This is a genomic window from Melioribacteraceae bacterium (assembly GCA_035362835.1).
GTDB lineage: Bacteria > Bacteroidota > Ignavibacteria > Ignavibacteriales > Melioribacteraceae > DSXH01.
This window is the reverse complement of sequence record DAOSDY010000003.1, coordinates 269761-296192: the sequence shown is the minus strand read 5'-3', so window position 1 is coordinate 296192 and position 26432 is coordinate 269761. Positions and strand designations below refer to the sequence as shown.

General features: G+C 39.7%; 22 protein-coding genes and 1 tRNA gene. 9 read left to right on the top strand and 14 right to left on the bottom strand.

Translation table 11 applies throughout. The features are described 5' to 3' along the window. Window positions 1-9: 9 nt before the first annotated feature. Window positions 10-393, top strand: a complete 384-nt coding sequence (locus PLZ15_12435) for an SCP2 sterol-binding domain-containing protein (GenBank protein HOI30555.1) — start codon at window positions 10-12, stop codon at window positions 391-393. Window positions 394-442: 49 nt separating this feature from the next. Here the strand turns inward: PLZ15_12435 and PLZ15_12430 are convergent, their stop codons facing one another. Together PLZ15_12430 and recN are read right to left on the bottom strand one after the other, a co-directional pair. Then, on the bottom strand, window positions 443-1522 hold the full coding sequence (locus tag PLZ15_12430; GenBank protein ID HOI30554.1) for a hypothetical protein: 1080 nt from the start codon (window positions 1520-1522) through the stop codon (window positions 443-445). Between the two features lie 95 nt (window positions 1523-1617). Next, the gene (gene recN / locus PLZ15_12425; protein ID HOI30553.1) at window positions 1618-3324 is read right to left on the bottom strand and encodes a DNA repair protein RecN; all 1707 of its coding nucleotides are present in this window, start codon (window positions 3322-3324) and stop codon (window positions 1618-1620) included. A 157-nt stretch (window positions 3325-3481) separates the two neighbouring features. On the opposite strand from recN, the gene PLZ15_12420 reads away from it, so the two are divergent. Then, a tRNA-Met gene (locus PLZ15_12420) sits at window positions 3482-3554 on the top strand. 593 nt (window positions 3555-4147) lie between these two features. Further along, window positions 4148-4597: a HEAT repeat domain-containing protein gene (locus PLZ15_12415; protein ID HOI30552.1), complete on the top strand. Its 450-nt coding sequence runs from the start codon at window positions 4148-4150 to the stop codon at window positions 4595-4597. A gap of 79 nt (window positions 4598-4676) precedes the next feature. Here the strand turns inward: PLZ15_12415 and PLZ15_12410 are convergent, their stop codons facing one another. The 5 genes from PLZ15_12410 to purL form a co-directional block, all read right to left on the bottom strand. After that, window positions 4677-5180 (bottom strand): peroxiredoxin, encoded by a 504-nt coding sequence (locus PLZ15_12410; protein ID HOI30551.1) that lies wholly within the window; start codon window positions 5178-5180, stop codon window positions 4677-4679. Between the two features lie 235 nt (window positions 5181-5415). Further along, window positions 5416-6792 carry an MBL fold metallo-hydrolase gene (locus PLZ15_12405; protein HOI30550.1) on the bottom strand — a complete coding sequence of 459 codons (1377 nt, stop codon included), beginning with the start codon at window positions 6790-6792 and terminating at the stop codon, window positions 5416-5418. After that, window positions 6789-7751 (bottom strand): hypothetical protein, encoded by a 963-nt coding sequence (locus PLZ15_12400; protein HOI30549.1) that lies wholly within the window; start codon window positions 7749-7751, stop codon window positions 6789-6791. Before PLZ15_12400 ends, PLZ15_12405 begins: the two co-directional genes overlap by 4 nt. A gap of 83 nt (window positions 7752-7834) precedes the next feature. Beyond that, window positions 7835-8782: a YihY/virulence factor BrkB family protein gene (locus PLZ15_12395; protein ID HOI30548.1), complete on the bottom strand. Its 948-nt coding sequence runs from the start codon at window positions 8780-8782 to the stop codon at window positions 7835-7837. Between the two features lies 1 nt (window position 8783). After that, on the bottom strand, window positions 8784-11015 hold the full coding sequence (gene purL, locus PLZ15_12390; GenBank protein HOI30547.1) for a phosphoribosylformylglycinamidine synthase subunit PurL: 2232 nt from the start codon (window positions 11013-11015) through the stop codon (window positions 8784-8786). A 159-nt stretch (window positions 11016-11174) separates the two neighbouring features. On the opposite strand from purL, the gene PLZ15_12385 reads away from it, so the two are divergent. Next, window positions 11175-11582 (top strand): bacteriohemerythrin, encoded by a 408-nt coding sequence (locus tag PLZ15_12385; protein ID HOI30546.1) that lies wholly within the window; start codon window positions 11175-11177, stop codon window positions 11580-11582. A 122-nt stretch (window positions 11583-11704) separates the two neighbouring features. Continuing rightward, window positions 11705-14131 carry a PP2C family protein-serine/threonine phosphatase gene (locus PLZ15_12380; protein ID HOI30545.1) on the top strand — a complete coding sequence of 809 codons (2427 nt, stop codon included), beginning with the start codon at window positions 11705-11707 and terminating at the stop codon, window positions 14129-14131. Window positions 14132-14188: 57 nt separating this feature from the next. Here the strand turns inward: PLZ15_12380 and PLZ15_12375 are convergent, their stop codons facing one another. Together PLZ15_12375 and PLZ15_12370 are read right to left on the bottom strand one after the other, a co-directional pair. Continuing rightward, the gene (locus PLZ15_12375) at window positions 14189-15706 is read right to left on the bottom strand and encodes a DUF1846 domain-containing protein (protein HOI30544.1); all 1518 of its coding nucleotides are present in this window, start codon (window positions 15704-15706) and stop codon (window positions 14189-14191) included. Window positions 15707-15815: 109 nt separating this feature from the next. Then, a complete protein-coding gene (locus PLZ15_12370; protein HOI30543.1) occupies window positions 15816-17951 on the bottom strand; it encodes a GWxTD domain-containing protein in 2136 nt (711 codons plus the stop codon). Between the two features lie 144 nt (window positions 17952-18095). Here PLZ15_12370 and PLZ15_12365 point away from each other — a divergent pair, with 144 nt between their 5' ends. Genes PLZ15_12365 through PLZ15_12355 form a run of 3 tightly spaced genes read left to right on the top strand, consistent with a single transcriptional unit; the run spans window position 18096 to window position 22235 of the window. Continuing rightward, window positions 18096-20249 carry a DUF5916 domain-containing protein gene (locus tag PLZ15_12365; protein ID HOI30542.1) on the top strand — a complete coding sequence of 718 codons (2154 nt, stop codon included), beginning with the start codon at window positions 18096-18098 and terminating at the stop codon, window positions 20247-20249. A gap of 60 nt (window positions 20250-20309) precedes the next feature. Then, window positions 20310-20735: an archease gene (locus PLZ15_12360; protein HOI30541.1), complete on the top strand. Its 426-nt coding sequence runs from the start codon at window positions 20310-20312 to the stop codon at window positions 20733-20735. A 45-nt stretch (window positions 20736-20780) separates the two neighbouring features. After that, complete coding sequence (locus PLZ15_12355; protein HOI30540.1) at window positions 20781-22235, top strand: RtcB family protein; 1455 nt, start codon at window positions 20781-20783, stop codon at window positions 22233-22235. 51 nt (window positions 22236-22286) lie between these two features. Here PLZ15_12355 and PLZ15_12350 read toward each other — a convergent pair whose 3' ends face one another. Further along, a complete protein-coding gene (locus PLZ15_12350) occupies window positions 22287-22976 on the bottom strand; it encodes a hypothetical protein (protein ID HOI30539.1) in 690 nt (229 codons plus the stop codon). Between the two features lie 178 nt (window positions 22977-23154). On the opposite strand from PLZ15_12350, the gene PLZ15_12345 reads away from it, so the two are divergent. After that, on the top strand, window positions 23155-23949 hold the full coding sequence (locus PLZ15_12345; GenBank protein HOI30538.1) for an alpha/beta fold hydrolase: 795 nt from the start codon (window positions 23155-23157) through the stop codon (window positions 23947-23949). Window positions 23950-23967: 18 nt separating this feature from the next. Here the strand turns inward: PLZ15_12345 and PLZ15_12340 are convergent, their stop codons facing one another. From PLZ15_12340 to rfaD, 4 genes are read right to left on the bottom strand one after another with little or no spacing between them, the layout of a single operon-like run. Then, complete coding sequence (locus PLZ15_12340; protein HOI30537.1) at window positions 23968-24516, bottom strand: hypothetical protein; 549 nt, start codon at window positions 24514-24516, stop codon at window positions 23968-23970. A 16-nt stretch (window positions 24517-24532) separates the two neighbouring features. Beyond that, the gene (locus PLZ15_12335; GenBank protein ID HOI30536.1) at window positions 24533-24994 is read right to left on the bottom strand and encodes an 8-oxo-dGTP diphosphatase; all 462 of its coding nucleotides are present in this window, start codon (window positions 24992-24994) and stop codon (window positions 24533-24535) included. A 9-nt stretch (window positions 24995-25003) separates the two neighbouring features. Beyond that, on the bottom strand, window positions 25004-25351 hold the full coding sequence (locus tag PLZ15_12330) for a four helix bundle protein (protein HOI30535.1): 348 nt from the start codon (window positions 25349-25351) through the stop codon (window positions 25004-25006). A 12-nt stretch (window positions 25352-25363) separates the two neighbouring features. After that, complete coding sequence (rfaD, locus tag PLZ15_12325; protein ID HOI30534.1) at window positions 25364-26347, bottom strand: ADP-glyceromanno-heptose 6-epimerase; 984 nt, start codon at window positions 26345-26347, stop codon at window positions 25364-25366. Window positions 26348-26432: the final 85 nt, after the last annotated feature.

Genomic DNA, 26432 nt, shown 5'->3' with positions numbered 1-26432 from the left:
GAAAATATTATGGAATACTTCAGCGGAGAGTGGGCCGCGCAGCTCTGCAAATCGATCAATAATAATCAGGAATATAAAAATTCTTCTGAAGGCTGGAAATGGAAGCTAATCTTAAACCAGACCGGCAAAACAGGATTGAATCCGGTTTTCCTGGACCTTAATAACGGGGAATGCAGGGAGGCCAGAATTGCAACCGGGGACGATTTTAACATTTCAGAGTTTATAATCGAAGCCGATAAGGAAACTTGGGAAAGGATACTGAATAAATCCCTTTCACCGATGCAGGCACTCATGACCAAAAAGCTATCGATCACAAAGGGAAATATGAGCGATCTCCTCCCCTACGTGAATTCGCTTAAAGAATTACTTAACTCCGCAATGAAGATTGAATAAGGAATTGAAAGAGCCTTGAAGTTCTCTCCTCAAGGCTCTGACATGAATATTATAATCCGAATGAAACCCCGGCACTTGCTGTTTTTGTCTTGGCAACTTTATAATCAGCATTAATATTAACCGCAACAAGTTTAATATTTATACCAACAACAAAGCCGGTTGAATTTTCGCCTTCGAGTTCGAATTTCAGTTTAGTCGGCGGAACAAGAACTCCGGGAGCTACTTCCTGATTCGACTGATAATCATACTGAACAGTAGTTTTAGAGGATTCAAAAGTTATGCCGGCATAAGGTGAAACAGAAACAATCATACCGATGGTTTTTCCGACATACAAACCGAACTGTGTCGCATTGCTTTCGAAGATATCCCCAACAGTCATCTTCTGGTAGAAATAGCCGATGCCGATATCGAGCGGCAGCGGATTTTTTAGCCATGCGCCCGGATTGTGAATTGCGCCCATTCCCCAGAAACTGAATTTTCCCATATCTTCAATATTAACACTCGGGAAATATCTGAAAGAAACATTCGTACCGGCAACTGTACCTATAGTACCCTGAATAGCAGCGGTTGGAAAAATATTCAGATCATCTAGAAATCCTTTTACTTCCGGAACCGATAACTCGTAGGGATTCAAAGTATAAGTTTGGCCACCCGACTGAATTGTTTTGCCGGGGAATTTAACTTTTAATCCCTCATTTTTACTTCCAACAATTGTAGGTCCGGAGAAATTAACATTGAACTGGGCTTTTGTAAGCTCATTTTTTAAAGTTGCGTAAGCCGGGTGTGAGGATCCGTAACCGGAAGCTGAAAGAATCTGATCGGCCTGCGAAGAACTGAAATAAAAATCGCTCGCAGCGTTAAAGTTTTTTACATCATCGGAGAAGAATGAAGCCATTCCGATAACTTTAATATTCAGATGAAAACCCAGTTTTGTTGCAGGAGGCAGGATATTTACCCATCCGGAATTAAGATTGGAACCGAACGCCGAGATTACCGGCGCAACATAAGATTTGCCTACTGTGGAAGAGAGTTTAGACAAAGTTGTTTCAAGATCGTCCTGTGCTTTTAATACCTGAATCGATGACAACAGGAGAAGGGATATTAGTGAGGCTGCAAAAATTTTTTTCATAGATTCCTCCGAATTCCATATTTATTATATGATGAATTTAACTAACTAAATAATAGTTGCAAAGCCAAAAATTGAATGTCTGTGAGGTTCAACAACTATTTCAGGTTGATCAGTTCTCTGGCACCGTTCAGAGCAGCTTCTGTAATCTTTTCGCCGCTGATTAATTTGGCGACTTCGTTTATCCTTTCGTCATTATTCAACAATCGTATGGAACTGACCACACGTTCACCCGATTTTTTCTTTTCAACCGCGAAATGAAAATCGGATAAACCGGCAATCTGCGGGAGATGTGTAATTGCAATTATTTGATGAAATGAAGCGAGAGATTTGAGTGCCTGGCCGACTTTCAGTGCAATTCGTCCGCTGACACCCGTATCAATTTCATCGAAGATTAAAATCGGCAGCTTATCGGTCCTGGCAAGAATCGATTTAAGGGCAAGCATAATCCGGGAAATCTCTCCGCCCGAAGCAACTTTTACAAGAGGTTTTGGATCCTCCCCGATATTTGTTGAAACGAAAAACTCTACAATATCAAATCCATTGGAATCGCATTTATATTTACGTCCCTCTGCAATAATAAAATTTTCCGATGATGCATCCGCAGGTTCGTTCTCAATCTTTATTTCAAAGCACGAGTCATGGATTCCCAGTGTTTTAAGAGCTACTTCGGTTTCCTTTTTTACTTTTTTAGCGGCACTTTTCCTGCTGGTCGAGATTTTTTTTGCAAGAAGACCGCACTCTTTTCTAACGATTTCTATTTCACTCCGGAGAGATTCGATTTTTGAAGAGAAATTTTGAGCCAGGTTGAATTCTGTACCGATCTTTTCGCGGTGTTCGAGTACTGTATTTAAAGAACCGCCGTATTTTTTCTTTAATAAATTAATTGAACCGAGCCGGAGACGTATTTTTTCCAGGTTTTCAGGATCAATATCAATTCGATCTTTATAGGATCTTACAAAAGCAGAGATATCATTCAAGATGGCAATAACGGATTCGCTTTCATTTACTTTTTCAAGAAACGAGGGATCAATTTTTGAAAGCTCGTTGAGTTTGTTCCGGATTTCCGACATTCGCCCGAGAACAGAATCCTCGTTTTCATAGATCAATTGATAAATTTCACTCGCGGTTGAAAGGAGTCTTTCTGAATTTTCGAGAATTTTCAGTTCGCTTTCAAGCTTTTCATCTTCATTAACTTCAGGAGAGACATAATCAATCTCCTTGATCTGGAATTCGTAAAGATCTCTTTTCTCCTTCAACCGGTTCTCTTTCTGAAGAAGATCTTTCAGTTCTCCCAGAAAAGAGTTTAATCCGGAGTACCTGCCTTTGTAATCGTCAATCAGATTTTTGTGTCCCGCCGAATCGTCGAGCATCTCAATATGGGTCTCAACGCGGAGAAGCGACTGATGTTCATGTTGTCCATGCAGGTCAACGAGCAGATCGCCGGCTTCCTTAATCAGATTCAAAGTGACAGGTGTATCATTCAGAAAACAGCGGTTGGTTCCCTTAAGCGAAACTTCTCTTCTTACGATCAACTCGCCGGAGAATTCAATTTCATTTTCCGTTAGGAGGTTCTGGACTTTTTTATTCCCCTCGATTTCGAAGATACCCTCGACAACCGATTTATCGGATCCCTTTCTAACCACTTCAACCGAGGCTCTTTCGCCGAGTAAAAGTCCCATCGCATCAATAAGAATCGACTTACCAGCACCGGTTTCGCCGGTAATGATATTCAATCCCTTTCCAAACTCTACATGGATATTTTCGATCAGAGCGTAATCTTTAATAAGTAACGATTTGAGCATTGGCAACAGTTTTGTTTAGTGCGAATATTGCGAATGAGCGAGTAAGTATCAAGAGAGGACTGAAAGAGTAAGTAATAATTTGACTCAGGGGAATAGGTTTTATATATTTGAGCCCCAAGTTTGAAAATGTTCTTAGAATGGCTTATAAATATTACACCGCGGGGTGGAGCAATTGGTAGCTCGTCGGGCTCATAACCCGAAGGTTCTAGGTTCAAGTCCTAGCCCCGCTACTAAAGTAAACAACCTCACACAATAGTGTGGGGTTGTTTTGTTTTAAAAATAGAGGGATTGCATTTTCACATAGATAAGTGGAATAAATGATTCCCGATTTTTCTGATTCCCTTCTCCAAGAATCCGATTTGTTAATTCAGCAAAATCAATTCAAAAATATTTTAATGTTCTTTCAATTTATTATTGATCTGCCGCAAAAATTATTCTTTTGATTTTAGTTCGGATCTATTATTAAGTGAGATGGCTCACCATTTATAAATCCGGTGCGCTGGTTCATATATTTTATAAGAGCGGTTGATTAGATTGACGTCAGTAAGTTCAGGAATTGAAATGGAAGGAATGATAATAATCGGTGTAATGGTTCTTTTCGTTTTTCTTTTTTATAAAAAAGTTTTGAATATTTTCAGAGAATTCAAGTCGGATTGATTTTTCATCCCAATTCAACATTATTTACCGGTAACCCACCTGCATGAATGGATAGGCACAAAAAAATCCACAAGCAACCTTTCTAAAAAAGGCATCGTCTTATACAATAGAAATTAGAAAACACTTGTACTGAAAATAATAATAACAAACATGCATGGGGGGCACCATGAAAACCTTAAAGATCCTTTCGATAGTTCTTATTTCCGCTTTATTATTCTCCGCAACAACATTTGCTGGTCAGGAAATCGATCCTGTAGTAAAGGCCAAGTTCAAAATAATCGAAGCTAATCTGCTTGTCGGCTTAAAATCCGATAATGAGGGACTGCGGATCAGCTGCGCATATTTTCTGGGAGAAATGAAATCGGAGAAATCAGTAATCGAGCTTATGCAGATACTCCGGGATGACGAATCATATGCTGCACGCATCGTAGCTGCACTTTCACTTATTAAAATCGGGAATACCCAGGCCGTCTATATGGTTCAGAGGACATCTCTTTTCAATGAGTTTGAAGGTGTACGCAAGATGAGTGAGAAATTTTATCTTTCACATTTGATGAAGAAATACCTAGAGCAGCATCCTGAAAAAGTTGCAGAACTGTCCTACGTAAAATTCTAATTAATTTTTCTTTTACAGATCCTCGATGCAATAAAATGTCCGATTGGCTTCCCACCAATCGGACACTCCTTTTTAAAAACTAATAATCGAGCGTAAGAATTCTTCCCTGAGTGAAATCGAAGAAATCGTTTTTATTGGCTAGTTTTATACCTTTCATTAAATCGTACTGTGTTTTATTTGCAGACTCCAGGCAGGTGGGACAAACGGCAATTCTGACTCCCTTGTTCAGAATTTTATCGATAAGAATTTTTGACGGTTCGAACTTAGGCATTTCAAGACTCTTTGAATTATTCAATACAATGTGGACGGCACTAATATCGATATAGATATAAACATCGTGATCATCGGCCATTTTTAAGCCCATAGTTAAAGCCATTAAAACTCTTTGAGGGCTATCCATACCGCTCGAGAGATGGATCAATACTCCATCCTTAGCCGGAGGTGGTGGCGGAGGCGGAACATACTGCTCAACCGGTTCGGTTTTTTTAACGGTTTTGCTTTTTGATGTGGTGCTTTTTGTTTGTGCAATTGAAGAAGCCATTGCAACAATTACTAATAGAATGATGAGTTTTGAAATTTTCATTCAGAATCCTCCTTAATTGAATTTAGAAAAACAATCGGTGATTCCATTTACAATTCCGATTACATTTCAAATTTGTTCAAGTAACGCAAACAGTTTGAATAAACCAGAACAAAGTTTAAGATCACCCCGCTCATCTTGAATGAATATTAGAGTTGCGGATTGAATTTTACCTCCTAACGGTATCAAATATAAAAATTAAGTGGACAAGTGTAAATCAAAAGATTTTAAAGACAGTTTAACTTTTCCAGACCGAAATCATATTTCCTTCGGAAAGAGTATTAATGCTTATCCGTTCGAATTTCTGAAGTATATTCCGACCGACCCAGTCGATCGACTCTTTATCACCGTGAATAAGAAAAATCCGGCCCGGATTAACAATTTCAACAATTTTAAGAAGATCCTCCCTCCGGGCATGAGAAGGGAAATAAAAGCGTTCGACAAGGCATTTAACTTTTTGAGGTGAACTGAAGTCGGTTAGCCGGATCTCATCATTTCTGGAAGAATTCATAAGCCGGTAGCCGGGTGTTGTCTCGTCCATATACCCTACTCCGAAAACAGCGAACTCCCGCTGATTTAACCAATAATTAAGTAACTTGAAAGAAGTTGTTCCGGGAAGCAACATCCCGCTTGAGACAAGTACAATTGAAGGATTTTTTAGAAAGTAATTGTAATCTTCAACTTCAAAAATATTTTTCTGAGGTATTTCTTTTAGGACGTGATTTTTTTCTTTACGTCTTGTAATAAACCGGTTCCGGTCGTATAAAGCAGAAATTTCTCTGCCGACTCCGCCAGTGTAAATTCCGGTCTCAGTCAATTTTCCTTTCATCATCCGGTCATAAAGCAGGGTAAGCAATTCCTGTGTTTTACCGAGAGCAAATGCAGGGATTAATACGGAACCCCCTTTATTCAGAATTTCATTAGCGGCTTTAGTTAAGCGGTCACCTTCGCTCTTCCAGGTTCCAAGTATTGCCGAATCGGTGGAGCCATATGTAGTCTCGAGTAAAAGCAGGTCTACTTTTTTAATCCCTTTCAGGTCGGCATGAATCATTATCGATTGGTCAGATAAATTGATATCACCGGTAAATAAAATTCTTCTGCCCGAGAATTCAATCAGAATGGAAGCTGAGCCGAGAATATGTCCGGCATCGTAGAAAGATATTCTGACAGGTTCAACGGAACTATGCCGCATCCCTTTGAGTTCAATCCTCTCTTTATAATCGACCCCGCGAATGCTTCTCACTAGAAGGTCGATCTCTTCGTGAGTGTAAATCTTCAGATTATTTTCCGGATCAGCATTTTGAGCTAATATATTCGCGGTATTGTGAAGAGTTACATCTGCAATTTCTTTTGATTGTGCGGTTGAGTAAATAATGACATATGGAAATTTCTGGACGAGAAACGGGAGAGAGCCGATATGATCCTGATGAGAATGACTAATTAGAACGAAATCGAGCGGAAGATCCTCGAGAAGTGCAAAACCGGGGAGAGATTCGATTCCTTTTTTTTTCGGGTCAATTCCGCAATCGAGAAGAATGCCGGTACCCGAGATATTAAGGTAAAAGCAGGTCGCACCGATTTCAGAAGTACTGCCGAGAGGCAATAAACTAATCATTTATAGAATTCGTACTCAAAGACGGAATAGAATGAAGGTTTATCGTCCGCCGAATATCTGATTTCCTCTTTGATGAGTCCGTTATCATAATAGGAAAACCTCACCTTGAATTCGCGTTCACCGGTGTAGTAAATCTGCTTATCTTCAATCACATTTCCGTTCTCGTCGTAATCCATATATCGGGTTGCGTCGGGGTATTCGGATTTAATGAGATAGTCGTCCGGATTATATGTATACTTGAATGCAGCTGTGTCTTTAGGTGTAGTAAAAATTTCGCTTGTTATATTTCCGCGGTCATCATAATTCAAAATCGATCTATCCAGAATTTTTCCTTTGTCGTTATGCGTTTCAACGCTTGCAAGGCGTCCATTTTCATAAATCATTTTAACAATCGATGCAATTTTTCCGTTTGGTCTGTATGCAATCAATTCACTGAGGAGGTTCTGATCGTTGTATTTCAGTTCAGCATTACTTTCCCCTTTTGATTTGGCTTCCCAGTATTTTCGGGAAATCTCTTTCGATTTATCATTATAAACGGATTCACGTTTGAATATTATATTATCGTACTCGTTATAGATTTCACTCTTTATATTATTACCAAGCGAATCGTAATCATATGTAAACCGCTTGTCCAGAAGTGAATCAGCTTTCAAAATTATCTGTTCGGTTCTATTTCCTTTTTCATCGAAATAGACTTTTTCTAAAAGTACTTTTTGAGCAGAGAAACTTCCGTCTTCATTATAATATGCAAATTTTGTCCTCTCCTTTACTCTAAGCTTTCTGGCTTTTACCGATTCCTTTTCTTCCTGAGTAAGAAGTTTTTCTTTTTTCTCGTTATTCAGTTGTTTCTCAGCAAGGGGCATGGATTGTGAAAAGATCTTTTCTGCAGGGAGTATTAATAGAGATAATGCAAAAACGGTCGATAAAAAGGAATTAAAGATTTTATTTTTTGAAGTCATAGTAAATCCGTATAGTGTTTATAATTATCCTTGTTAGTACTCGATTAAAAAAGTAGACTGATTTAATAACCTGTTAAATAAATTCAGACAGGGAGATTATTGTTGATCACTTTGTTTTTTTTCTTCAGCAATAGTCTTTCCCTGAAGAGCTGTCCAATTTCAGCCCCAATAATAAAAATGCATGACGAATAATAAACCCAGAATAAAATAACAACGATTAAAGCGAATGCGCCGTAGAGAGCATTCGAACTGAAAAAGTATTGAATATAATAGCCGAAAACATTTCGGGCAATTTCCCAAAGCAGAGTTGTCCAGAATGCACTAAGAAGCGCAACCCTTTTCGGAAGTTTTTCATAAGGTATAAGATAATAGAGAGCGAAAAACATGGCCAGCATTATCAATAGCGACATAATCCGCACTATAAAATTCCAGAGTTGGCTCACGTTAAACTTGCTCATCATCTCCGATGTCTGGGCAACTTCGAGTGTCAAATTTATAATAGGAAAAACAAAAGTTGAAAGTGAAATAAAAATGACAAGCAGGATAACCATCCCCAGATCCCTCAGCATCCCGATAAATGCGTTCTTCTGAATCTTTGTATGAAAAATCTGGTTTAAGATTGTACGCATACTGCTGAAAATCCATGTTGATGTAATCAATAAACCAATAGCTCCAACATAACCGACAATTGTACGATACCCAACAAACTCCGGAAGCCGGGTCTCAATTACTTTTTTCATATAAGCGGCATAGACGGGATAGGGTATGGCAGTATCGATTATCTGGAAAATCTGTTCCTGAAGAGTTTTGACATCAAAAATGTTACTTAACAAAGAGAAGATAAGAAGGATAAGCGGTATCATACCAAGGAATAACGAATACGCGATACCGGCACCGGCAAAGAAAAGATTATTCTGATCTATCCTTTTAAATAATCCTATAAAGTAATGTTTTACGAATTCCAGAATTTTTCTGAATATAGGAAGAGGAATGAATGATCCGATATATTTGAATATCCTGAATTTAATCATATCATCCTTTTATATGGTCCATCTTCTTTCCAATCGAATCGTAATAGATACCAGAGAGAAGTTCCAGCTGGAATTCATACTGATCGTTTATCCTTAAACTCTTACCGCCAGTTTCACCGAGACAGGTAAACGGAGTGAAACTATGAGAGGCTAACTTCTCGAACTTCTCTCTGTTCTCCGGACTTACCGAGACAATAATTCTGGATTGACTTTCGGAGAAGAAGGTAAAATCCTCTCTGGTTTTAATATGAATATTCACTTTGGCGCCGATCATTTTTTCTTTATTGATAATGCAGCTCTCGGCTAGACTAACCAGTATTCCACCCTCCGAGACATCATGAGCCGAATTAATCAACCGGGAATCAATGAGCTCTAATAGTATATTATGAAGATCTTTTTCAGTCTGCAAATCGATTTTGGGTATTTCGCCTGTTACAAGTCCGTGAACCTCTTTAAGATATTCACTTCCTCCGATCTCTTCATAATCTTCACCAAGCAAGTATATCAGGTCTCCTTCCTTCTTAAATTCTCCGGTTGTAACATTTTCAGTTTTTTCAATAAGGCCAACCATTCCTATAACCGGGGTCGGGTAAACAGCAGCATCGGGACTTTCATTATAAAAACTTACATTTCCACCGGTCACAGGGGTATTGAAGAATCTGCATGCTTCCCCCATACCTTCAATTGCTTTTTTAAAAGTCCAGTAGACTTCCGGTTTATACGGATTTCCGAAATTAAGACAGTTTGTAATAGCCAGAGGCATGGCACCAGAGCAAACAACATTTCTAGCAGACTCCGCAACAGCAATCTTAGCGCCTTCCTTTGGATTAAGATAAACGTACCTGCCGTTGCAATCTGTTTTAGCAGCTATGGCTTTATTTGTTCCCTTTATATAAATAACCGCAGCATCCGAGCCGGGGCCTACAATTGTATTTGTTCGTACCATGGAATCATACTGTTCATAGACCCATTTTTTTGACGCGATATTCGGCGATCCTAAAATTTTCTCGAATGTTTCGGCGATGCATTCCGGTTCCGGAACTGACTTCAAGTCATAATTTCTTGTCTGAGAAAGATATTGAGGTTCCTGAGTATCGCGAATATAAACCGGAGCGCCACCACCCAGGACGAGATCGAAGGGAGGTACTTCAGCTTTTATATTCCCGTTGTGGTTTATAACGAGTTTTTTATCATCTGTCACTTCTCCGATAATTTCGCAGTTGAGGTCCCACTTATCAAATATTTCTTTTACTTTCTCCTCGTTCCCTTTCTTAACAACAACCAGCATTCTCTCCTGGCTTTCGGAAAGCATAATTTCGTAAGCGCTCATACCGTCTTCTCTAAGAGGAACCATATCGAGATTAATATTCATACCCGATTCCCCTTTAGCGCTCATTTCGGATGTAGAGCAGGAGATTCCCGCAGCACCCATATCCTGAATTCCAACAATCAAACCCTGTTTAATAATTTCGAGTGTTGCTTCGAGAAGCAGTTTTTCTGTGAAAGGGTCTCCAACCTGAACCGAAGGGCGCTTGGCTTCCGATTTTTCCGAAATCTCTTCCGAGGCAAAAGTTGCGCCATGGATTCCATCTCTTCCTGTAGATGAGCCGACAATCATTACAGGATTTCCTTTACCGTGGGCAGTAGCAGAGGCAACATGTTTGGTATCCACAATTCCGATGGCCATAGCATTTACAAGCGGATTTGTCCTGTAGGATTCATCAAAATAAACTTCACCTGCAACAGTAGGAACACCGAAGCAATTTCCATAATCTCCAATACCCTTTACAACACCTTCAAACAGGTAACGTGTTCTGGCGTCCTGAAGCGGGCCGAAACGGAGCGAATTCAAGCATGCGATCGGCCTGGCACCCATTGTAAAAATATCTCTAAGAATTCCGCCGACACCGGTTGCGGCACCCTGATAGGGTTCGACAGCAGAGGGGTGATTATGGCTCTCAATTTTGAATGCGATCGCCTGTCCGTCTCCTATATCTACCAGTCCCGCATTCTCTTCACCCGCACCAACCAGAAGTTTACCGCCGCTTCTCGGGAGCGTCTTAAGAAGTGCAATTGAATTCTTGTAACTGCAATGTTCACTCCACATTACAGAAAAGATTCCGAGTTCGGTATATGTGGGAATTCGTCCTAACCGTTCACAGATCAGGTCATATTCCTCAACGGTTAAACCATGCTCTATTGCTAAATTTTTATCGACAACAGGTTCTTTCATAATAGATCAGGATTGATTTTTATTATGCGAATATAACGATTTTTACGGGCTCATCGTAATTTCTTTAAATAATGTGTGTACAGGTAGAAGTTGAAAAATTCTAATCTAAACAAATCCGGTTATTATTCGATAATATCATTGTATATAGAGGAAAATTAAATGTCTAATATCACCTGGAAGGAATCCTTCAGTATTGGCATTCGTGTAATTGATGACCAGCACAGAAGGCTTATTGAAATAATAAATGACCTATACGATGCGCAGAGAATCGGGACTTCTCAATTCATTATGAATGGGGTAATAAACCGTCTTGAAGAATACACTATTTATCATTTCAAACTGGAAGAAGAGATGCAGTCCCTTAATCTCTATCCGGATTTTAATAAGCATATTGAGGAGCACCAGGAATTTATCGGAAAGCTTTCTGAATTCAAGCAGGATTCAATAAGGAATAACCTGCTGCTCAGTATTAAAACCATCGATTACCTGAAAGATTGGACAATTAATCATATACTCGGATCAGACCGGGATTTTGGTGAATACTTGCGCAAACTTGAAGCTGCATGAAATAATTGCGAGCAGGATTGAAATCAAAAAAATCTTAAAATTGCTACTGATTATAAACCTTTCTATTTTTTAGCCGTCTTAAAACAACAGATATTATTATAAATTTCCGAAGGCGGGAAATAATGCAAAATTATTTTGCTTCACATCGTTATTGGATCATTTCCTGGATTGCCATTTTAGGTCTCATAATAGTTTTTTACCCGCTAAACCCATATGAAAGTATGGAATTGAAAACTACCCGGCCGGAAGCCGTAGAGATTGCAAAAGAATTTTTGACTCAACAGAATATCGATCCGGATAAATTTTACGTGGAAGCTTTTCTCGACTATTCACCAGTGGAAATCAGGTATATAATTAAAAAACTCGGCGGAAAGGAATTTAAAAATTACGGTTGGAACGAAAAATGGTCTAACCTGAGCTGGACAGTTTACTTTCATCAAAACCTTCCGAGACAGATGCAGCAGTTATCCTACACAGTTGATGTTTCCAACACAGGCGAGATATTCGGGTTCAACAAGACATTAACGGACACGACTACAATACCATCTCTGTCTAAGTCCGAAGCGACCGAGCTGATTTCACTTTATCTCTCAAACGAGATCGGAAATGATTTCCGGGAAATGAAACTGATCGAAACAAGGGAAGAGAATTTCAGGAACAGGACCGATTTTTCATTCCGATGGGAAAGGACCGAACCGCGCCTCAATGCAAAAATCGTTATTACATCCCGTGTATCGGGTAATACCATTGGAGGGTATTCCTACTACTTTGAAGTCCCTCAACAGGAACGTGAATATTTTGAAGCCAGTGAAGCTATCTACGGAACTGTATCAGTAATTTTTGTGATTTTTCTGATCATACTCGCATTCTATCTTTTCTTAAAGAAATATCATCAGGGCGAAGTCTGGATAAGCGTCGGAAGAATCTTTTTTATTTTATATTTTCTACTATCCCTTATCAATCTGATTAACTACTGGCCCGCAATCGGGCAGGGCGCGATGATAGGTGATGTCTCTTTCCTCTATACTAAGATAATTGTTCTTCTTGTGAACGGATTGATCATTTCATTCTTTATGTCGATACTAATTTTTGCTTCATGGACAGTCGGGGAGTCATATGCGAGGAGTTTATGGCCAGGCAAATTGAAAGGGATAGACGCATTTATAAAGGGACATTTTTTTGCAATCGATTCCGGAACGGCTCTCTTTAAAGGTTTTGTACTCGGCAATGCACTGGCATTCAGTTACCTGGTTGTCGGTTTAATACTCAATAAACCTGAAGCAAAGATTTTTCTATCACCGGCAGGATTGATGGAGGGATTCGCTTCTTACATCCCGGTGCTTGCAACTATTCTGGAAGGTGCGTCTGTATCAATTTTAGCCGCGATCAGTGTTCCGTTTTTTATTGTAAACATCTCTTATCAGAGATGGAAAAGGAAGTGGGTTTCAATTCTGCTTTCCGGGTTAGTAACAACTCTCGCGTTTGTAATTGCTTCCACTCCCCCTTCGTTGAATAACTTCGCAATCAACCTGCTTGCCGGATTTATTTTCGGATGCGGCATTGCATACATTTATTTTCTATTCGATCTTCTAACAATTATAAGTTTGAGTTTCACTTCTATTCTTGTATCGCGCGGATATGTTTTGTACGCTGCCGATAATCCGGCATACGACTGGAACTTTGCAATTCTGATCATAGCATATCTTGCAATCCCGGTAATATATCTGGTAAGCCGTATCAGGAAAGAAGAATTTATTCTGGGTAATTACGGATTACCGTCGCATGTCCAGAGAATTTCAGAACGTGAGAGACTGAAGAAGGAGATGGAAATTGCGGCAAAAGTTCAGCTAAGTCTTCTTCCGAAAGAGGAACCGGTTATTCCGGGTTATGAAATCGGAAGTATTTCAATTCCCGCTGTAGAAGCCGGAGGCGATTATTACGATTTTGTAAAGCTGAGCGGCAACAAGGTCGGAATTGCAATTGGCGATGTTAGCGGTAAAGGAATCGGCGCGGCAATTTATATGACACTTACAAAAGGGATTCTCCAGGCACACGCAGAGGAGAATATTTCACCTTCCAATGTACTTGTAAAAGTGAACAGGCTGCTTTATAAAACAATTGAAAAGAATTCTTTTGTAAGCATGTTCTATGCAATTCTCAACGTGAATAATAACACTATTTCCTATTCGCGGGCAGGACACAATCCCGGAATTTTGTGCAGTCAGGAAGCCGCCGGAACACGCCTTCTTTTAAGTAAGGGAATGGCTCTTGGATTGGAAGAGGGATCAATATTTTCTTCGACACTTAAAGAAGAAGAGATTGAAATAAAAAGAGGGGATCTGTTTGTTCTCTATACCGACGGATTTACGGAAGCTATGAATGAGAAACACGATCAGTATGGTGAAGATACACTCGTAAAACTGCTTGAAAAAAACAGGCATCTTCCGGCAAAAGAATTGATCCATCTTGTTCTAAAGGATGTTAGAAAATTTGTTGATAACTACCCTCAGCATGACGATATGACTATGGTAGTATTGAAGAGAATCTGAATAACCTACTAAATTATTCAAGACTTGATAAAGCAGTATTTATTTACACAGTTCTGATCAGGAAACAAACAAACTCTTTGAGGAAAAGTCGGGATCACAAGTCAGGTGAACTCCCAGTTTTCTTAAACCCGCCTCATCCCCTCTTGTCGGGATATGAGTAATATGGACTTCACACCCTTCGAGATCTTTAAGTTTCTCAAGAGCCATCTGTGCCGCCGGATTTGATATCGCGCTTATACTCAACGCAATAAGAGTTTCCTCAAGATCGAGACTCATCACCTTACCGTTTAAAATTTCTTTTTTAAGTAACTGGAGAGACTTCATAATATTCGGCGGAAGAAGGTTAAGATTATCCGGCAATGCGGCCAATTTTTTGGAAGCATTCAGAATTAAACTTGATGCCGCATGCATGATTGGAGAATTTTTTCCTGTAACGATGGAACCATCCTTTAATTCTATTGCAGCTCCAACAAAGACCCCTTCATTCCCTTTCCCATTTTTTTCGGCATCGAGAGCAGAATCCCTTGCAAAACGGACAACCACGCGGTCTTCCACTTTTGCACCGATATTCTTCATAATCATTTCCGACCTTTGAAGAATTTCTGAATCCACAAATCCCATCGCATATTCAGCAGAGCATCTGAAATATCGTCTTATGATTTCCTGATGCGCCGCCTGCTGTACAGCACCGTCGTTAACAATTCCGAATCCCGCCCTGTTTACTCCCATATCGGTAGGGGATTTATAAACCGATTCCTCGCCCGAAATTTTCTCAAGAATTCTTTTCAACAAAGGGAACGCTTCGATATCCCGGTTGTAATTAACCGTTCTTTCGTTATAAGCCTCAAGATGATGGTGGTCTATAAGGTTTATATCTTTCAGATCAACCGTAGCCGCTTCGTATGCTATATTGACTTTATGGTTAAGAGGAAGATTCCAGATCGGGAAAGTTTCGAATTTGGCATAACCCGCCTTAATACCTTTTTTATGCTCATGATACAACTGGCTTAGACAAGTTGCCAGTTTACCGCTTCCGGGTCCGGGACCTGTTACTACAACAATCGGCCTGGTTGTTTCGATATACTCGTTGGCTCCGTATCCCTGATCGCTTACAATAAGATCTATATCGGTCGGATATCCTTTAGTGAATTTATGAGTATATACTTTTATGCCCCTTCTTTCGAGTTTATTTTTAAATGCCTTTGCAGACGGCTGCTCGTCGTATCGAGTAATAACGACGGCATTAATATCAATATCCCATTCTTTAAAATCGTCGATCGTTTTAAGAGCATCAGAGTCATATGTAATTCCGAAATCAGCTCGTACTTTTTTTCTTTCTATATCGCCCGCAAAGATGCAGAGGATAATATCAATTTCGCTCTTGAGGTTTTGAAGCAATCGCATTTTCACATTCGGATCGAATCCGGGCAGTACCCGTGCGGCATGGTAATCGAAAAGAAGTTTACCGCCGAACTCGAGATAGAGTTTATGATTAAATCTCTCAACCCTTTTTAGAATCTCTGCTGTCTGTTCTGTAAGATATTTTGTATTGTCGAAACCGGGAACCGGAATCATGCGCATGCCTCATAACTGAAAATAAATGGAGAAATAAAAATGATTTACGATATGAAGTTAGTGAAATAAGCTCTTATAGAAAATTATTTTTTAATATCGAATATTCGTGTTATTGATCAACTATCGTCAACTTATTTGCAGTCCTGGTCTGTAGTCCGGAGATATTGTCCGTTACAGAAATTTCAATCAGGTATTCACCAGGGGAATAATTTCCGAAATCGAGCTGGAAATAGATTTGCGCGTCATTTTCTATTGTCCTGTATTTCGAGGATAAAGTTATTCTGCCGTCACTCGTGATGCCAAGAAAATTCAAAACTGATGAAACAAATCTTGCGAAACCGGATCCTTCCTCCCTTCCGTAATCACTTATTGTTATATTCTGCTCAAAATCGGTCAACCCTATTCCATCTTTAACCAAATTATAAATCTCATAGTAGATATGTACGGGTCTACCTTTACTTATTATGTTTCGCGGGATCGGACTTATGATAATTTTATTGCGGTGAAAAGAAATTCCTTTAGAGTTTACATCAGAGACTTCTTCAGCAAAACAGAGATCGCTTATGTCTATTTTTTCATTACTGAATTTCTTAATTCTGAACGGATTGCGTGAAGAAAAAGTCCCCTTATCAATCTCGCGAATAATCTCGAAAGCGGTAAAGCCCGAATCCGGAAGAACCGTGAAATTTAAATTCGTCGCAATCTTATCACCATCTTTACTATCAATAGTAATTCTATCTCGCCTGCTGAACTTTTCATCATAATCTCTATTTAAAAAATAAAATCCGGTATTCAGAATCTGTTTGCCGGAAGAATTACTTAGAGAATCGGATAAGAAGCAATGGAGATACAGATCGGTATGATTTCTTTTACTGCTTTTAAACTGGAGAATTGAATACGATGCATCAATTTCCGGTCCTTCAAATCTTGGCAGATACCTTGATGGCCGTTCCTTCCTCAGGTATTCTGCAAAATCATTATAATTGCCAGGTACCTGCGGAACCAACTTGTCTTTTTCCGAAGCCGGCCAGACAAATTTAAAATTTCCGCTCGACGCCATATCTGTGAATGCAATTGCCATGTCATTATAAGTCCAGACTTCTGTTTTCATTTTAACTTTTGTATCATCTATCTGCGGTCTTACCCGCAACCTTTTCATCGGCTGGCCGTATCTTACAACAGTTTCACCCATATTCGATTTCCATCCTTTTATTCCGGCTGAAGGGAGATCAAAATTCAAATCAGCATATGTAACTCGCGCATAATGCTCAAGGAGCCGTTCATTATATTCTGTCATAAAAAGGGGATCGGATTTTTTCCAGTATTCATTTACAAATTCTTTCAGTTCATCCTTTCCGTAACTTTCAAATACTTCTCTGAATGAAGACTCCAGAAAAAGTCTGACCGAATTAAAAGTAAAATCATCCCGCTCTTCAGTATTCATAAGTCCGATAGCTGTTTGAAATTCCCTGTTCGATTCCTTGTACTTAAATGACCTGTAGTAAAGCAACCCCAATAACAGATGAATTTCTTTATCACCTTTATTATTTCTAACTAACCGTTCGAGCAGGCTGATGGCTTCCGGATATAATCCGGCAATCTCGTAAAGAAGGCTTAATTGCAAACTGGTTTTATAATGAAGTGAATCCCTTGAAAGAGCTTCCTTAAAATAATTTTCGGAATCATAAAAATCTCTTTCGGTAAATTCCCCAAGGTCTCCATAGAGTCCTCCCATATCTCGTACAGAATTATTGTATTCTTTAAAATCAATTGCTTTCAGTTCACCAAGATTCTGCCAAGCATCAACCTGCGTACTGTCTATTGAGATTATCTTCAGGTATTCATTAAAAGAGCTCAAGCGGGCAAAGTCCTTCATCAGATCTGCGAACGCATACCGGTACTCAATGTTATCCGGTTCTATTAATACCGCACTCCTGAAATTTTCGTATGCGAGGTTACGCGTCAAGTAAGTATTCTTTTTTAAATAAATTCTGCCTAGCTCGAAAAATGATGCTGCATCCTTATACTCGCGGATTGACTCACTGAAAAAATTCTCGGCAATTAATGTATCTCCGGCATTAAGTGCATCAATTCCCTTTTTATAGAGAATCGTTTTCTTCCTTCCGTCAACCGGATTCTGAAGGTTCAATTCGTGGTATGAGTAATATAAAAGAGTAGAACCGGATTGAACCTGTTGGGTGAAAAAAAGCGGGCAGAACAATATGAAAATTAACTTCTCTTTCATTTTTGTCTCGGGGATAAATTAACGAGAATCATTCTCAAAAATCAATTCAGTCAGACGGGAAAAAATTTTTACAGGGATTTATTCTTATGATGCAACCTTTTAAAAGTAGATGCCGTCTAAAGTTCAGAGAATAAAGGAAAGTACATGAAGAACCTATTGACACTCTTTTTATTAGTACCTCTCCTTTGCAATGCCAATAACGAAGAAAAGACTATATCATTAAAGAAAATCGACACGCCGATAAAATTGGACGGTATTATTGATGCGGAATGGGATAAAGCTCCGGAAATAAACGGATTTTTCCAGTTGTCACCTTATTATGGAAAAGATCCTTCCAAAAGAACATATGCCAAAATTTTAACCACCGAAAATTCTCTCTATTGCCTGATTGTCTGTTACGACAATATTGAGAATATCCAGCAGAATACGGGCAAACTTGACGATGGCGGAGGGGACATCGTCTCTATTATGCTCGATACTTTCGGAGACAGGAGAACAGCTTACAAATTTGCAGTCAGCGCGTCGGGGGTGCGCGCTGATTGCAGACTCCTCGACGATGCGCGAAACCGAGATTACAGCTGGGACGGAATCTGGTTCTCCGACAGCAGGGTTTACGACTGGGGTTATGTAGTTGAAATTGAGATTCCTTATAAATCGATCCAGTACAATGAAGACCTTGATTTCTGGGGACTTGATTTAGACAGATGGATCCCTATGATTTCCGAAGACCAATACTGGTGCAAATATGAACAGAATGAAGGACAGAGAATTTCAAAGTTCGGCAAACTCATTTTTGAAGATTTTAAACCCTCTGTAAAAGGGTTGAATCTGGAGATTTATCCGACTGCCTTCGGTAAGGTTACTTATCTTGGCAATAATAAATATAAAATGGATCCCAATGCCGGCCTCGATGTTTTCTACAATCCTTCCCCGCAGCTCACATTACAGGCAACTGCAAATCCGGACTTTGCACAGATCGAAGCCGACCCTTACGAATTTAACATTTCGAGGTATGAAACTTTTTTCTCAGAGAGAAGACCATTCTTTGTTCAGGGCAATGAAATATTTATGCCTTCCGGGCGTCAGAGGAATACTGGTTTTTATACACCGCTGGAACTTTTTTATTCACGTAGAATCGGGAAAAAATTGCCCGACGGCCGAGAAGTTCCGATCACATTTGGTGCGAAAGCATTCGGACGATACGAGGATTGGGAATACGGAGGATTTGTTGCACGGACTCCTGAAAAAGATTTTACAAATTACGACGGTTCTCCCGGCGTTGAACCCTCGGCTCTTTTCATTTCGGGAAGAGTAAAAAAGCAGATTATGGATAATTCGAATATCGGTGTATTGTTCGTAGGTAAGCAGACAGGTGATGATACCTACGGGGTTATCGATATCGACGGCGCATTCCGTGGACCTTCCTGGCAATTCTCTTATCAGATTGCGCGCTCGGTTAAGAACTCGGAAGGCGATTTTGCCGCCTCTGTAGGTTATGTAGATTTTGCTGAAACCTGGGTTACCGGAATAAGAAGCAGATACATCGGCGAAAAATTTGATATTAACCAGGTTGGATATGTCCCCTGGCGTGGAACAGCCAACTTTGTTTCATTTACCGGACCGATCTGGTACCCGCGGGAAGGGGCAATATCCCAGATTTTAATTTATACCGGCCCTTTCGTTGAATATGAGAAGGTGGACGGTTACACAGATCACGGATGGCTTTTCGGTTACAACATGCAGTTCAGAAGCAATTGGGGATTCGAAATAAATGCTTCATTAGGTAAATCGAAGGATCTTGATGTCAGATACGACTCGTACGAATTAAGCCTTAGTTCATGGTTCAATATTAATCCCGCATGGAACGCCAATCTTTATAGCGGTTATACAAAGACATATAACTTTGCCCGTAATTATCTGGCATTCTATTCATGGGTGGGATCCGGATTTTCATTAAAAGCATCCGACATTATCCGGCTCGGAACTTCATTGGATATATGGATTGAAGGAAATCCCGCCGGTGATGTAGAGGATATAACATTAAATTCAAGACCATGGATTTCGATTACTCCGGTCAACGACCTTAATTTCTATTTATATGTCGATAATCTTTTCGTCAAATCGACCGATAAGATGGAAAGGATCTTTTTTGGCGGACTCTTCTCATATCAATTCTCGCCTAAAAGCTGGATCTACCTTGCAATCAACGAAGTACACGACAGGTTTAACAATACACGTTCGATGGAGTTAAGCGACAGGGTTTCGGTATTCAAAATCAAATATCTCTACTACTTCTAATTTTCTTTCCTCTATTATAAAACATACTTAAATTAATCCCGACAATGATCGGGATTTTTTATGCCTTACAAATTTATAGATCATACGGCGGATATTGCCGTAGAAGTGGAAGGATCTTCATTAAATGAATTATTCATGTCTTCCTGTTATGCATGGAGGGAAGCGGCGATGGATATCAGTTCATTTCAAAAAGAATCTTCCAAAAAATTTATCTTCAACGCACCCTCTCTCGAAGTTCTCCTGACAGAATTATTAAGCGAATTAAATTTTCAACTATATACAAAAAGCTGGGTCTTTGTTACCATCCAAAATCTGCTTATAGAACAGACCGAATCCGGTTACCAGCTCGAAATTGAACTGTTCGGTCAGAAACATGACCTGGAGATTCATAAGTTGAAAGTTGAAATCAAAGCCGTAACCTATCATAAAATGAAAATTGTAAAAGAGGGAAATAAATTTAAGACAATTGTTGTATTTGATATCTGAGAGAGAAAATCCGGTTCTCACGACAGATATTTTGCGGAGGAATGAGTGAAGGTAAAAGGAATTGAAATTGAAAAGCTGAATGAGAATCTCTGGGAGATCCCGAAAACCGGAGAAATGCTTGTACCCGGCCGAATCTATACATCCCGCAAAATGATAGACGAAACACTTCAATCCGACGAAGCGATAAAACAGGTTGTTAATGTGGCTCAGCTCCCGGGCATTCAGAAATATTCGCTTGCCATGCCGGATATTCATTGGGGTTACGGTTTCCCGATTGGCGGAGTTGCCGCAACTGATTTAAATGATGGTGTAATATCACCCGGCGGCGTTGGCTATGATATTAATTGCGGTGTCCGGTTAGCCCGGACATCTCTGCAACTCGAAGATGTTAAGTTAAATATCCGCAAACTCGTAGAAAATTTATTCGCCGATATTCCAACAGGAGTCGGTGCCAGCGGCGCAATTAAAAAATTAAACACATCAGAGACTAAAAGGATTCTTAAAGAGGGAGCCGAATGGGCTGTATCTAACGGATTCGGATGCAGCGAAGACCTCGAATTGACCGAAGAAAACGGGAAATTGAAAAATGCCAATCCAGATTCTGTAAGCGAACGCGCAATTGAAAGAGGTATGGATCAGGCAGGCACTCTCGGATCCGGCAACCACTTTCTCGAAATAGACTTTGTTGAAGAAATCTATGACGAAAAATCAGCTGAAGTATTCGGTCTCTTTAAGAATCAAATAGTAATTCAGATCCACACCGGGTCGAGAGGGCTCGGTTATCAGGTCTGCGAAGATTATCTTAAACTCCTGCTCCGGTCCGAAAAGAAATTCGGTTTCAGACTTCCAGATAAACAGCTGGCATGCGCCCCGATCCGATCATCAGAAGGAGCCGATTATTTAAGCGCAATGAAAGCCGCGGCAAACTTTGCCTGGAATAACCGTCAGATAATCATGTATCTCGCCATGAAAAGTTTCAAAAGAACATTTGGCATTTCTGATAACGAACTGGAATTCAGACTTATTTACGACGTCTGCCATAACATTGCAAAGATTGAAGAACATATTATAGACGGTGTAAAAAAGAAAGTCTGCGTGCACCGCAAAGGTGCAACCAGAGCTTTTCCACCCGGAAGCATTTTTATTCCGGATAAATACCGGGACACCGGTCAGCCGGTGCTCATTCCCGGAGATATGGGCAGGTACTCTTTTATATCCGTTGGAACTCCCAGGGCAATGGAGGAAACATTCGGAAGCTCCTGTCACGGTGCGGGAAGGGTCCAAAGCAGGAATCAGGCGCTTAAAGAAGCAAAAGGTAAAAACCTGATCGATGAATTAACTTCCAAAGGAATTGTCATCCGGGCAAAAGGATATAAAACAATTGCAGAGGAGATGCCTCATGCATATAAGGACGTTTTTGATGTTGTGGATGTAATGCATAATGCCGGAATAAGTACGAAGGTAGCAAAGTTAAAACCTATTGGAGTAATAAAAGGATAGAATTTAAAAAGCCGGCCTTTGCGGACCGGCTTTGAAATTTCTTAGTGTGAATCAGCAATCTTTTTTCAAACGTTGAACCATCTGTTCCCATTTCACTTTCTGTTCATTATTCAGAAGTGATTCTATATCTTCCAGAAGTTTAGAATTTAATCTGCAGATTTCATCTGCAATTCTTAGCGACTCAGGATTATCTTTTATTTTATCCCTCGTGGCTCTATTTAATCTGAATAACTGTGCAGAGGCTTCCTGTCTTGTTATTTCACCGTTTCTAAGGTTGGTCATTATCTCTTTTCTTTTCTCATTAGCTTCTTTTACAATTGCCTCGTTTGCGGCCCGGAACTCTATTAACAGAGGTTTCAGAGATTCATGATATCCTTTAATAAGTTCCTTTACAGCAGCTCTCTGAGTTTCATCCAGGTTTAGTTTTCTGAAGATCATGCCGAGCTGTTTTGTAAAATCAAATTTTTCAAGCCAGGGATTTCCTCTAAGAACCGGATTACCGGGAGTAAGATTTCCACCCATATTCATAAATCCGAAGTTGAATAAAGAGGAATTAAATTTCATATCCGAATCCAGTGTCGCATCCTCAATACCGTTTAGAATATCCGAATTATCTATTAGAATGAACTGAGGCGCTTCAATGTTATCCTGCATTTTCGGTTCAACATTATCGGGCTGATTACAACCCCCTAATGTGACAGCGATAATAGCGAATAGAGAAAGAATTTTGATCCTTTTCATACTTACCTCAAATTTTAGTTTTCGGTCAAGAGACAACCGGAATTTATTGCGGGTTTAATTTAGAAAAGAAAATAGTGTATCCAAACATATTTTTTTATCTCCGGATATAAGTCACATTTTGGATATTCTGTTCAAGAGGCATATTTTCGTCCAACAGGTAAATTAATTTTGAGGCGATATGAACCAGATAATCAACGGACTCTCGGTAAATACTTTCGGCAATCCGGAAAAACAACACGTTGTATTCGTCCACGGATTTCCATATGACCATACTATGTGGGAAAATCAAATTAAATTTTTGGAAAAGGATTATTATTGCGTTGCTTACGATGTACGGGGCTTAGGTAAAAGTTTTGTGGGTGATGGTCAGTATACGCTGGAATTTTTTGTAGATGATCTACTAACGGTAATATCGGTTCTCAAATTAACAAAACCTGTGCTCTGCGGTTTATCGATGGGAGGATATATTGCTCTTCGCGCAATCGAAAGACATCAGGATCTTTTCAAAGCTCTTATTCTGATGGATACCCGTCCGGAAGCAGATGATAATGCGGGTAAATTGAAACGTGCTGCGGCAATAAATCAGATTAATGTTGAAGGACTTAAAAAATTTGCGGATGCTTTTGTTACAAACTGTTTTTCCGATGAAGCTCCTGAGAACCAGAAGGAAACGTTCTTATCCACACTCAGCAAATCATATAAGCACGACCCAATCGGAGTGAAAGGGTGCATAATCGCAATATTGAGCAGAACCGATACAACCGCTTCGCTTCACAATATTAAGATCCCGGTACTCGTGATTTGCGGTTCATTCGATAAACTTACTCCCCCGCCTGTAATGAGGGCTATGGCTGAAAAGATTCCGGGGGCTGAATTCGCTGTTGTTCCGGGTGCGGGCCATATGTCCCCGCTTGAAAATCCGGAGAACGTGAACGATCTGATAGGCGGATTCTTTAAAAGAAAACTAGGTTAGATTTTTTCCTTCAACGGATTAATTCTGAATTACACTGTCGATGTTTTTAAATTCTTTTATCCGGACCGGCTCTTTCGCTTTTTTAAGCGTATCGCTTCCGATCTTAATGCCCTCTTTAAAAGTCTGTTCAACTTTTCGCGGAACCAGTTTTAAATCGAAGTAACCGGATGTTGAGAGAATAAGTCCGGAGGTAATCAGCAGCGAACAGACAACGGGAATAAAAATATCGCTGAACCAGCCGAGAATTCTGAACGGAAGTTTTAAAAACGCCGAGACAAAATTTATTCCTTCCGGGCCCATTTTTTTATTAATGAATCTGATCCTGAGAGATAATCTCAGAATTGTGAGTGTTAGTCCCCACGAAATTATGGTTCCCATCGAGAGAATAATCACAAGATATGAATTGGAAAAATTTGCGGCAATAATTGCACCGGTTACTACAATAACGAAAAAGATTATAAAGAAGTGAATTCTCTGACTCAAGAGTGTTTCCGAAAAAAATCTCTCCTGATTTAGATCCGGGACTTTAGGTTGATTTTCTGCTGGCGGTGGAATTATTCTCGGCATACTAAACTCCCTTTTCTTAGTAAAACTCGACCGAATAGTTTTTCAATTTACCGTTCGAATAATCGAAGCGTGCGCTGAAAAATTTATCCTGAAAGAGCCAGGGAATAAAGATCCTGTCCCCTTCCCAGAGATTCAATTCGAGCAGTTTATCATTCTGAATCCATTCGAGTTTACCCTCATGCGAATCGATCAGTTTTCCTTTAAAATCCTTAGCGGTAAACATAAAAACGTACCAGTCTTTCTTACCGTCGAACATCGGGAATGTAATAAATCCATGCAGTCTCGGTTTACTTATTGTTAAGCCGCTCTCTTCTTTCACTTCTCTTACAACACATTCTTCAGGTGTTTCGCCTTTTTCAAACTTCCCGCCGAGGCCGTTCCATTTCCCTTCGTGGATATCTTCCTTTTTCTTGATTCGGTGGAGCATCAATGTTTTATCTTTATCAATTACATAACAGAGAGTCGCAAGCTGCATAATAATTTTCTTTTATTTGACTGAATCGCTCAGAAGTATGGAAATCTCGTCGAGTTCATCGAGAAACCATTTTACCTTTTCGGATTTAGCCCTTTTGCTGTCTCTTGCAAGAGCTAGCCATAACTTGCATTCATTGGCAAATTTCACGCTGGCAAGTGTAAAATCCTTAAGTTCCTTTTTGGTATCAGCCGCGGTGGCTTCTATATAATTGCTTATCACACTTGTACCGCTGCTGAATATTTCATCGGCAATCCGCTGAGAAACATTATCTTTCGGAAGGAGGTCGATAAACTCAATCAGTTTGAGTGTAAGAAAATAGAGCCGTTTCCTGAATTCACCCCGGGTTGTGTCTTTTACCAATTTTCCTCCGGATTATTCTTTACTTAAACCGAGATACTGATCTTTGAGAAGATAGTTTTTAACATAATCGCTTACACCCTCTTCAACATTGCTTATTTTTTTATCGTATCCTGTAAGTTTCAGTTTTGTTGTATCGGCTTCGGTAAAATACTGATACTTGCCTTTTATCTCCTCCGGCATCTCAATAAATTCAATATTAACAGGTTTGTTAAGTGCTTTAAAAACGGCGGTAACAAGTTCAAGCCACGACTGAGCTCTTCCCGTTCCAATATTAAATATTCCGTTGAAATTCCTGTGTTCAAAAAAGTGAAGAGTCATATCAACTGCGTCTTTAACATAAATAAAATCTCGTCTCTGCTCACCGTCTTTATATTCAGGTTTATAGGATTTAAAGAGTTTTACCTTTCCGGTATCCCGCACCTGTTCAAAAGATTTATGAACCACGCTTCGCATATCCCCCTTATGATATTCATTAGGTCCGTAAACATTAAAGAATTTCAGGCCGACAATTTTATCTATCATCCCGTTCCGTTTCAGCCAGGTATCGAAGAGATGTTTCGAATAGCCGTACATATTCAAAGGATGAAGTTCGTTCAGGAGAGAATCATTATCCTCGTAACCGGCTGTTCCGTCTCCGTATGTAGCCGCAGAAGAGGCGTATATAAACCGAACTCCGTTGTTCAGCGAATACTTTGCAAGCTCCTGGGAATAATGAACATTGTTATCCATCAGGTAATCCGCATCTTTTTCAGTAGTTGATGAACAAGCGCCCATATGAATAATTGATGAAACTTTGAATGGCACCAGGCTTTGCATTATCATCGAAATGAAATCGTCCTTGTGAATAAAATCCTCATACTTCAATCCGTTAAGATTTTTCCACTTGTCGTCTTTACCAAGTTCATCCACGATAATAATTTTATCAATCCCCATCCGGTTTAATTTCCAAACGATGGCGCTTCCTATAAATCCGGCTCCTCCGGTTACTACTATCATATACTTCTCTTTTATTTATTATATTTGAGCGAAAGTTAAGTATAACTATAATTTGAATCAAAACACCGCAACGGCCGGGGAAAAA

Excerpts from the sequence above, each read along its gene's own strand:
- PLZ15_12435 (HOI30555.1), top strand. The coding sequence starts at position 10 with ATGGAATACTTCAGCGGAGAGTGGGCCGCGCAGCTCTGCAAATCGATC.
- PLZ15_12430 (HOI30554.1), bottom strand. The coding sequence starts at position 1,522 with ATGAAAAAAATTTTTGCAGCCTCACTAATATCCCTTCTCCTGTTGTCA.
- recN (HOI30553.1), bottom strand. The coding sequence starts at position 3,324 with ATGCTCAAATCGTTACTTATTAAAGATTACGCTCTGATCGAAAATATC.
- PLZ15_12415 (HOI30552.1), top strand. The coding sequence starts at position 4,148 with ATGAAAACCTTAAAGATCCTTTCGATAGTTCTTATTTCCGCTTTATTA.
- PLZ15_12410 (HOI30551.1), bottom strand. The coding sequence starts at position 5,180 with ATGAAAATTTCAAAACTCATCATTCTATTAGTAATTGTTGCAATGGCT.
- PLZ15_12405 (HOI30550.1), bottom strand. The coding sequence starts at position 6,792 with ATGATTAGTTTATTGCCTCTCGGCAGTACTTCTGAAATCGGTGCGACC.
- PLZ15_12400 (HOI30549.1), bottom strand. The coding sequence starts at position 7,751 with ATGACTTCAAAAAATAAAATCTTTAATTCCTTTTTATCGACCGTTTTT.
- PLZ15_12395 (HOI30548.1), bottom strand. The coding sequence starts at position 8,782 with ATGATTAAATTCAGGATATTCAAATATATCGGATCATTCATTCCTCTT.
- purL (HOI30547.1), bottom strand. The coding sequence starts at position 11,015 with ATGAAAGAACCTGTTGTCGATAAAAATTTAGCAATAGAGCATGGTTTA.
- PLZ15_12385 (HOI30546.1), top strand. The coding sequence starts at position 11,175 with ATGTCTAATATCACCTGGAAGGAATCCTTCAGTATTGGCATTCGTGTA.
- PLZ15_12380 (HOI30545.1), top strand. The coding sequence starts at position 11,705 with ATGCAAAATTATTTTGCTTCACATCGTTATTGGATCATTTCCTGGATT.
- PLZ15_12375 (HOI30544.1), bottom strand. The coding sequence starts at position 15,706 with ATGATTCCGGTTCCCGGTTTCGACAATACAAAATATCTTACAGAACAG.
- PLZ15_12370 (HOI30543.1), bottom strand. The coding sequence starts at position 17,951 with ATGAAAGAGAAGTTAATTTTCATATTGTTCTGCCCGCTTTTTTTCACC.
- PLZ15_12365 (HOI30542.1), top strand. The coding sequence starts at position 18,096 with ATGAAGAACCTATTGACACTCTTTTTATTAGTACCTCTCCTTTGCAAT.
- PLZ15_12360 (HOI30541.1), top strand. The coding sequence starts at position 20,310 with ATGCCTTACAAATTTATAGATCATACGGCGGATATTGCCGTAGAAGTG.
- PLZ15_12350 (HOI30539.1), bottom strand. The coding sequence starts at position 22,976 with ATGAAAAGGATCAAAATTCTTTCTCTATTCGCTATTATCGCTGTCACA.
- PLZ15_12345 (HOI30538.1), top strand. The coding sequence starts at position 23,155 with ATGAACCAGATAATCAACGGACTCTCGGTAAATACTTTCGGCAATCCG.
- PLZ15_12340 (HOI30537.1), bottom strand. The coding sequence starts at position 24,516 with ATGCCGAGAATAATTCCACCGCCAGCAGAAAATCAACCTAAAGTCCCG.
- rfaD (HOI30534.1), bottom strand. The coding sequence starts at position 26,347 with ATGATAGTAGTAACCGGAGGAGCCGGATTTATAGGAAGCGCCATCGTT.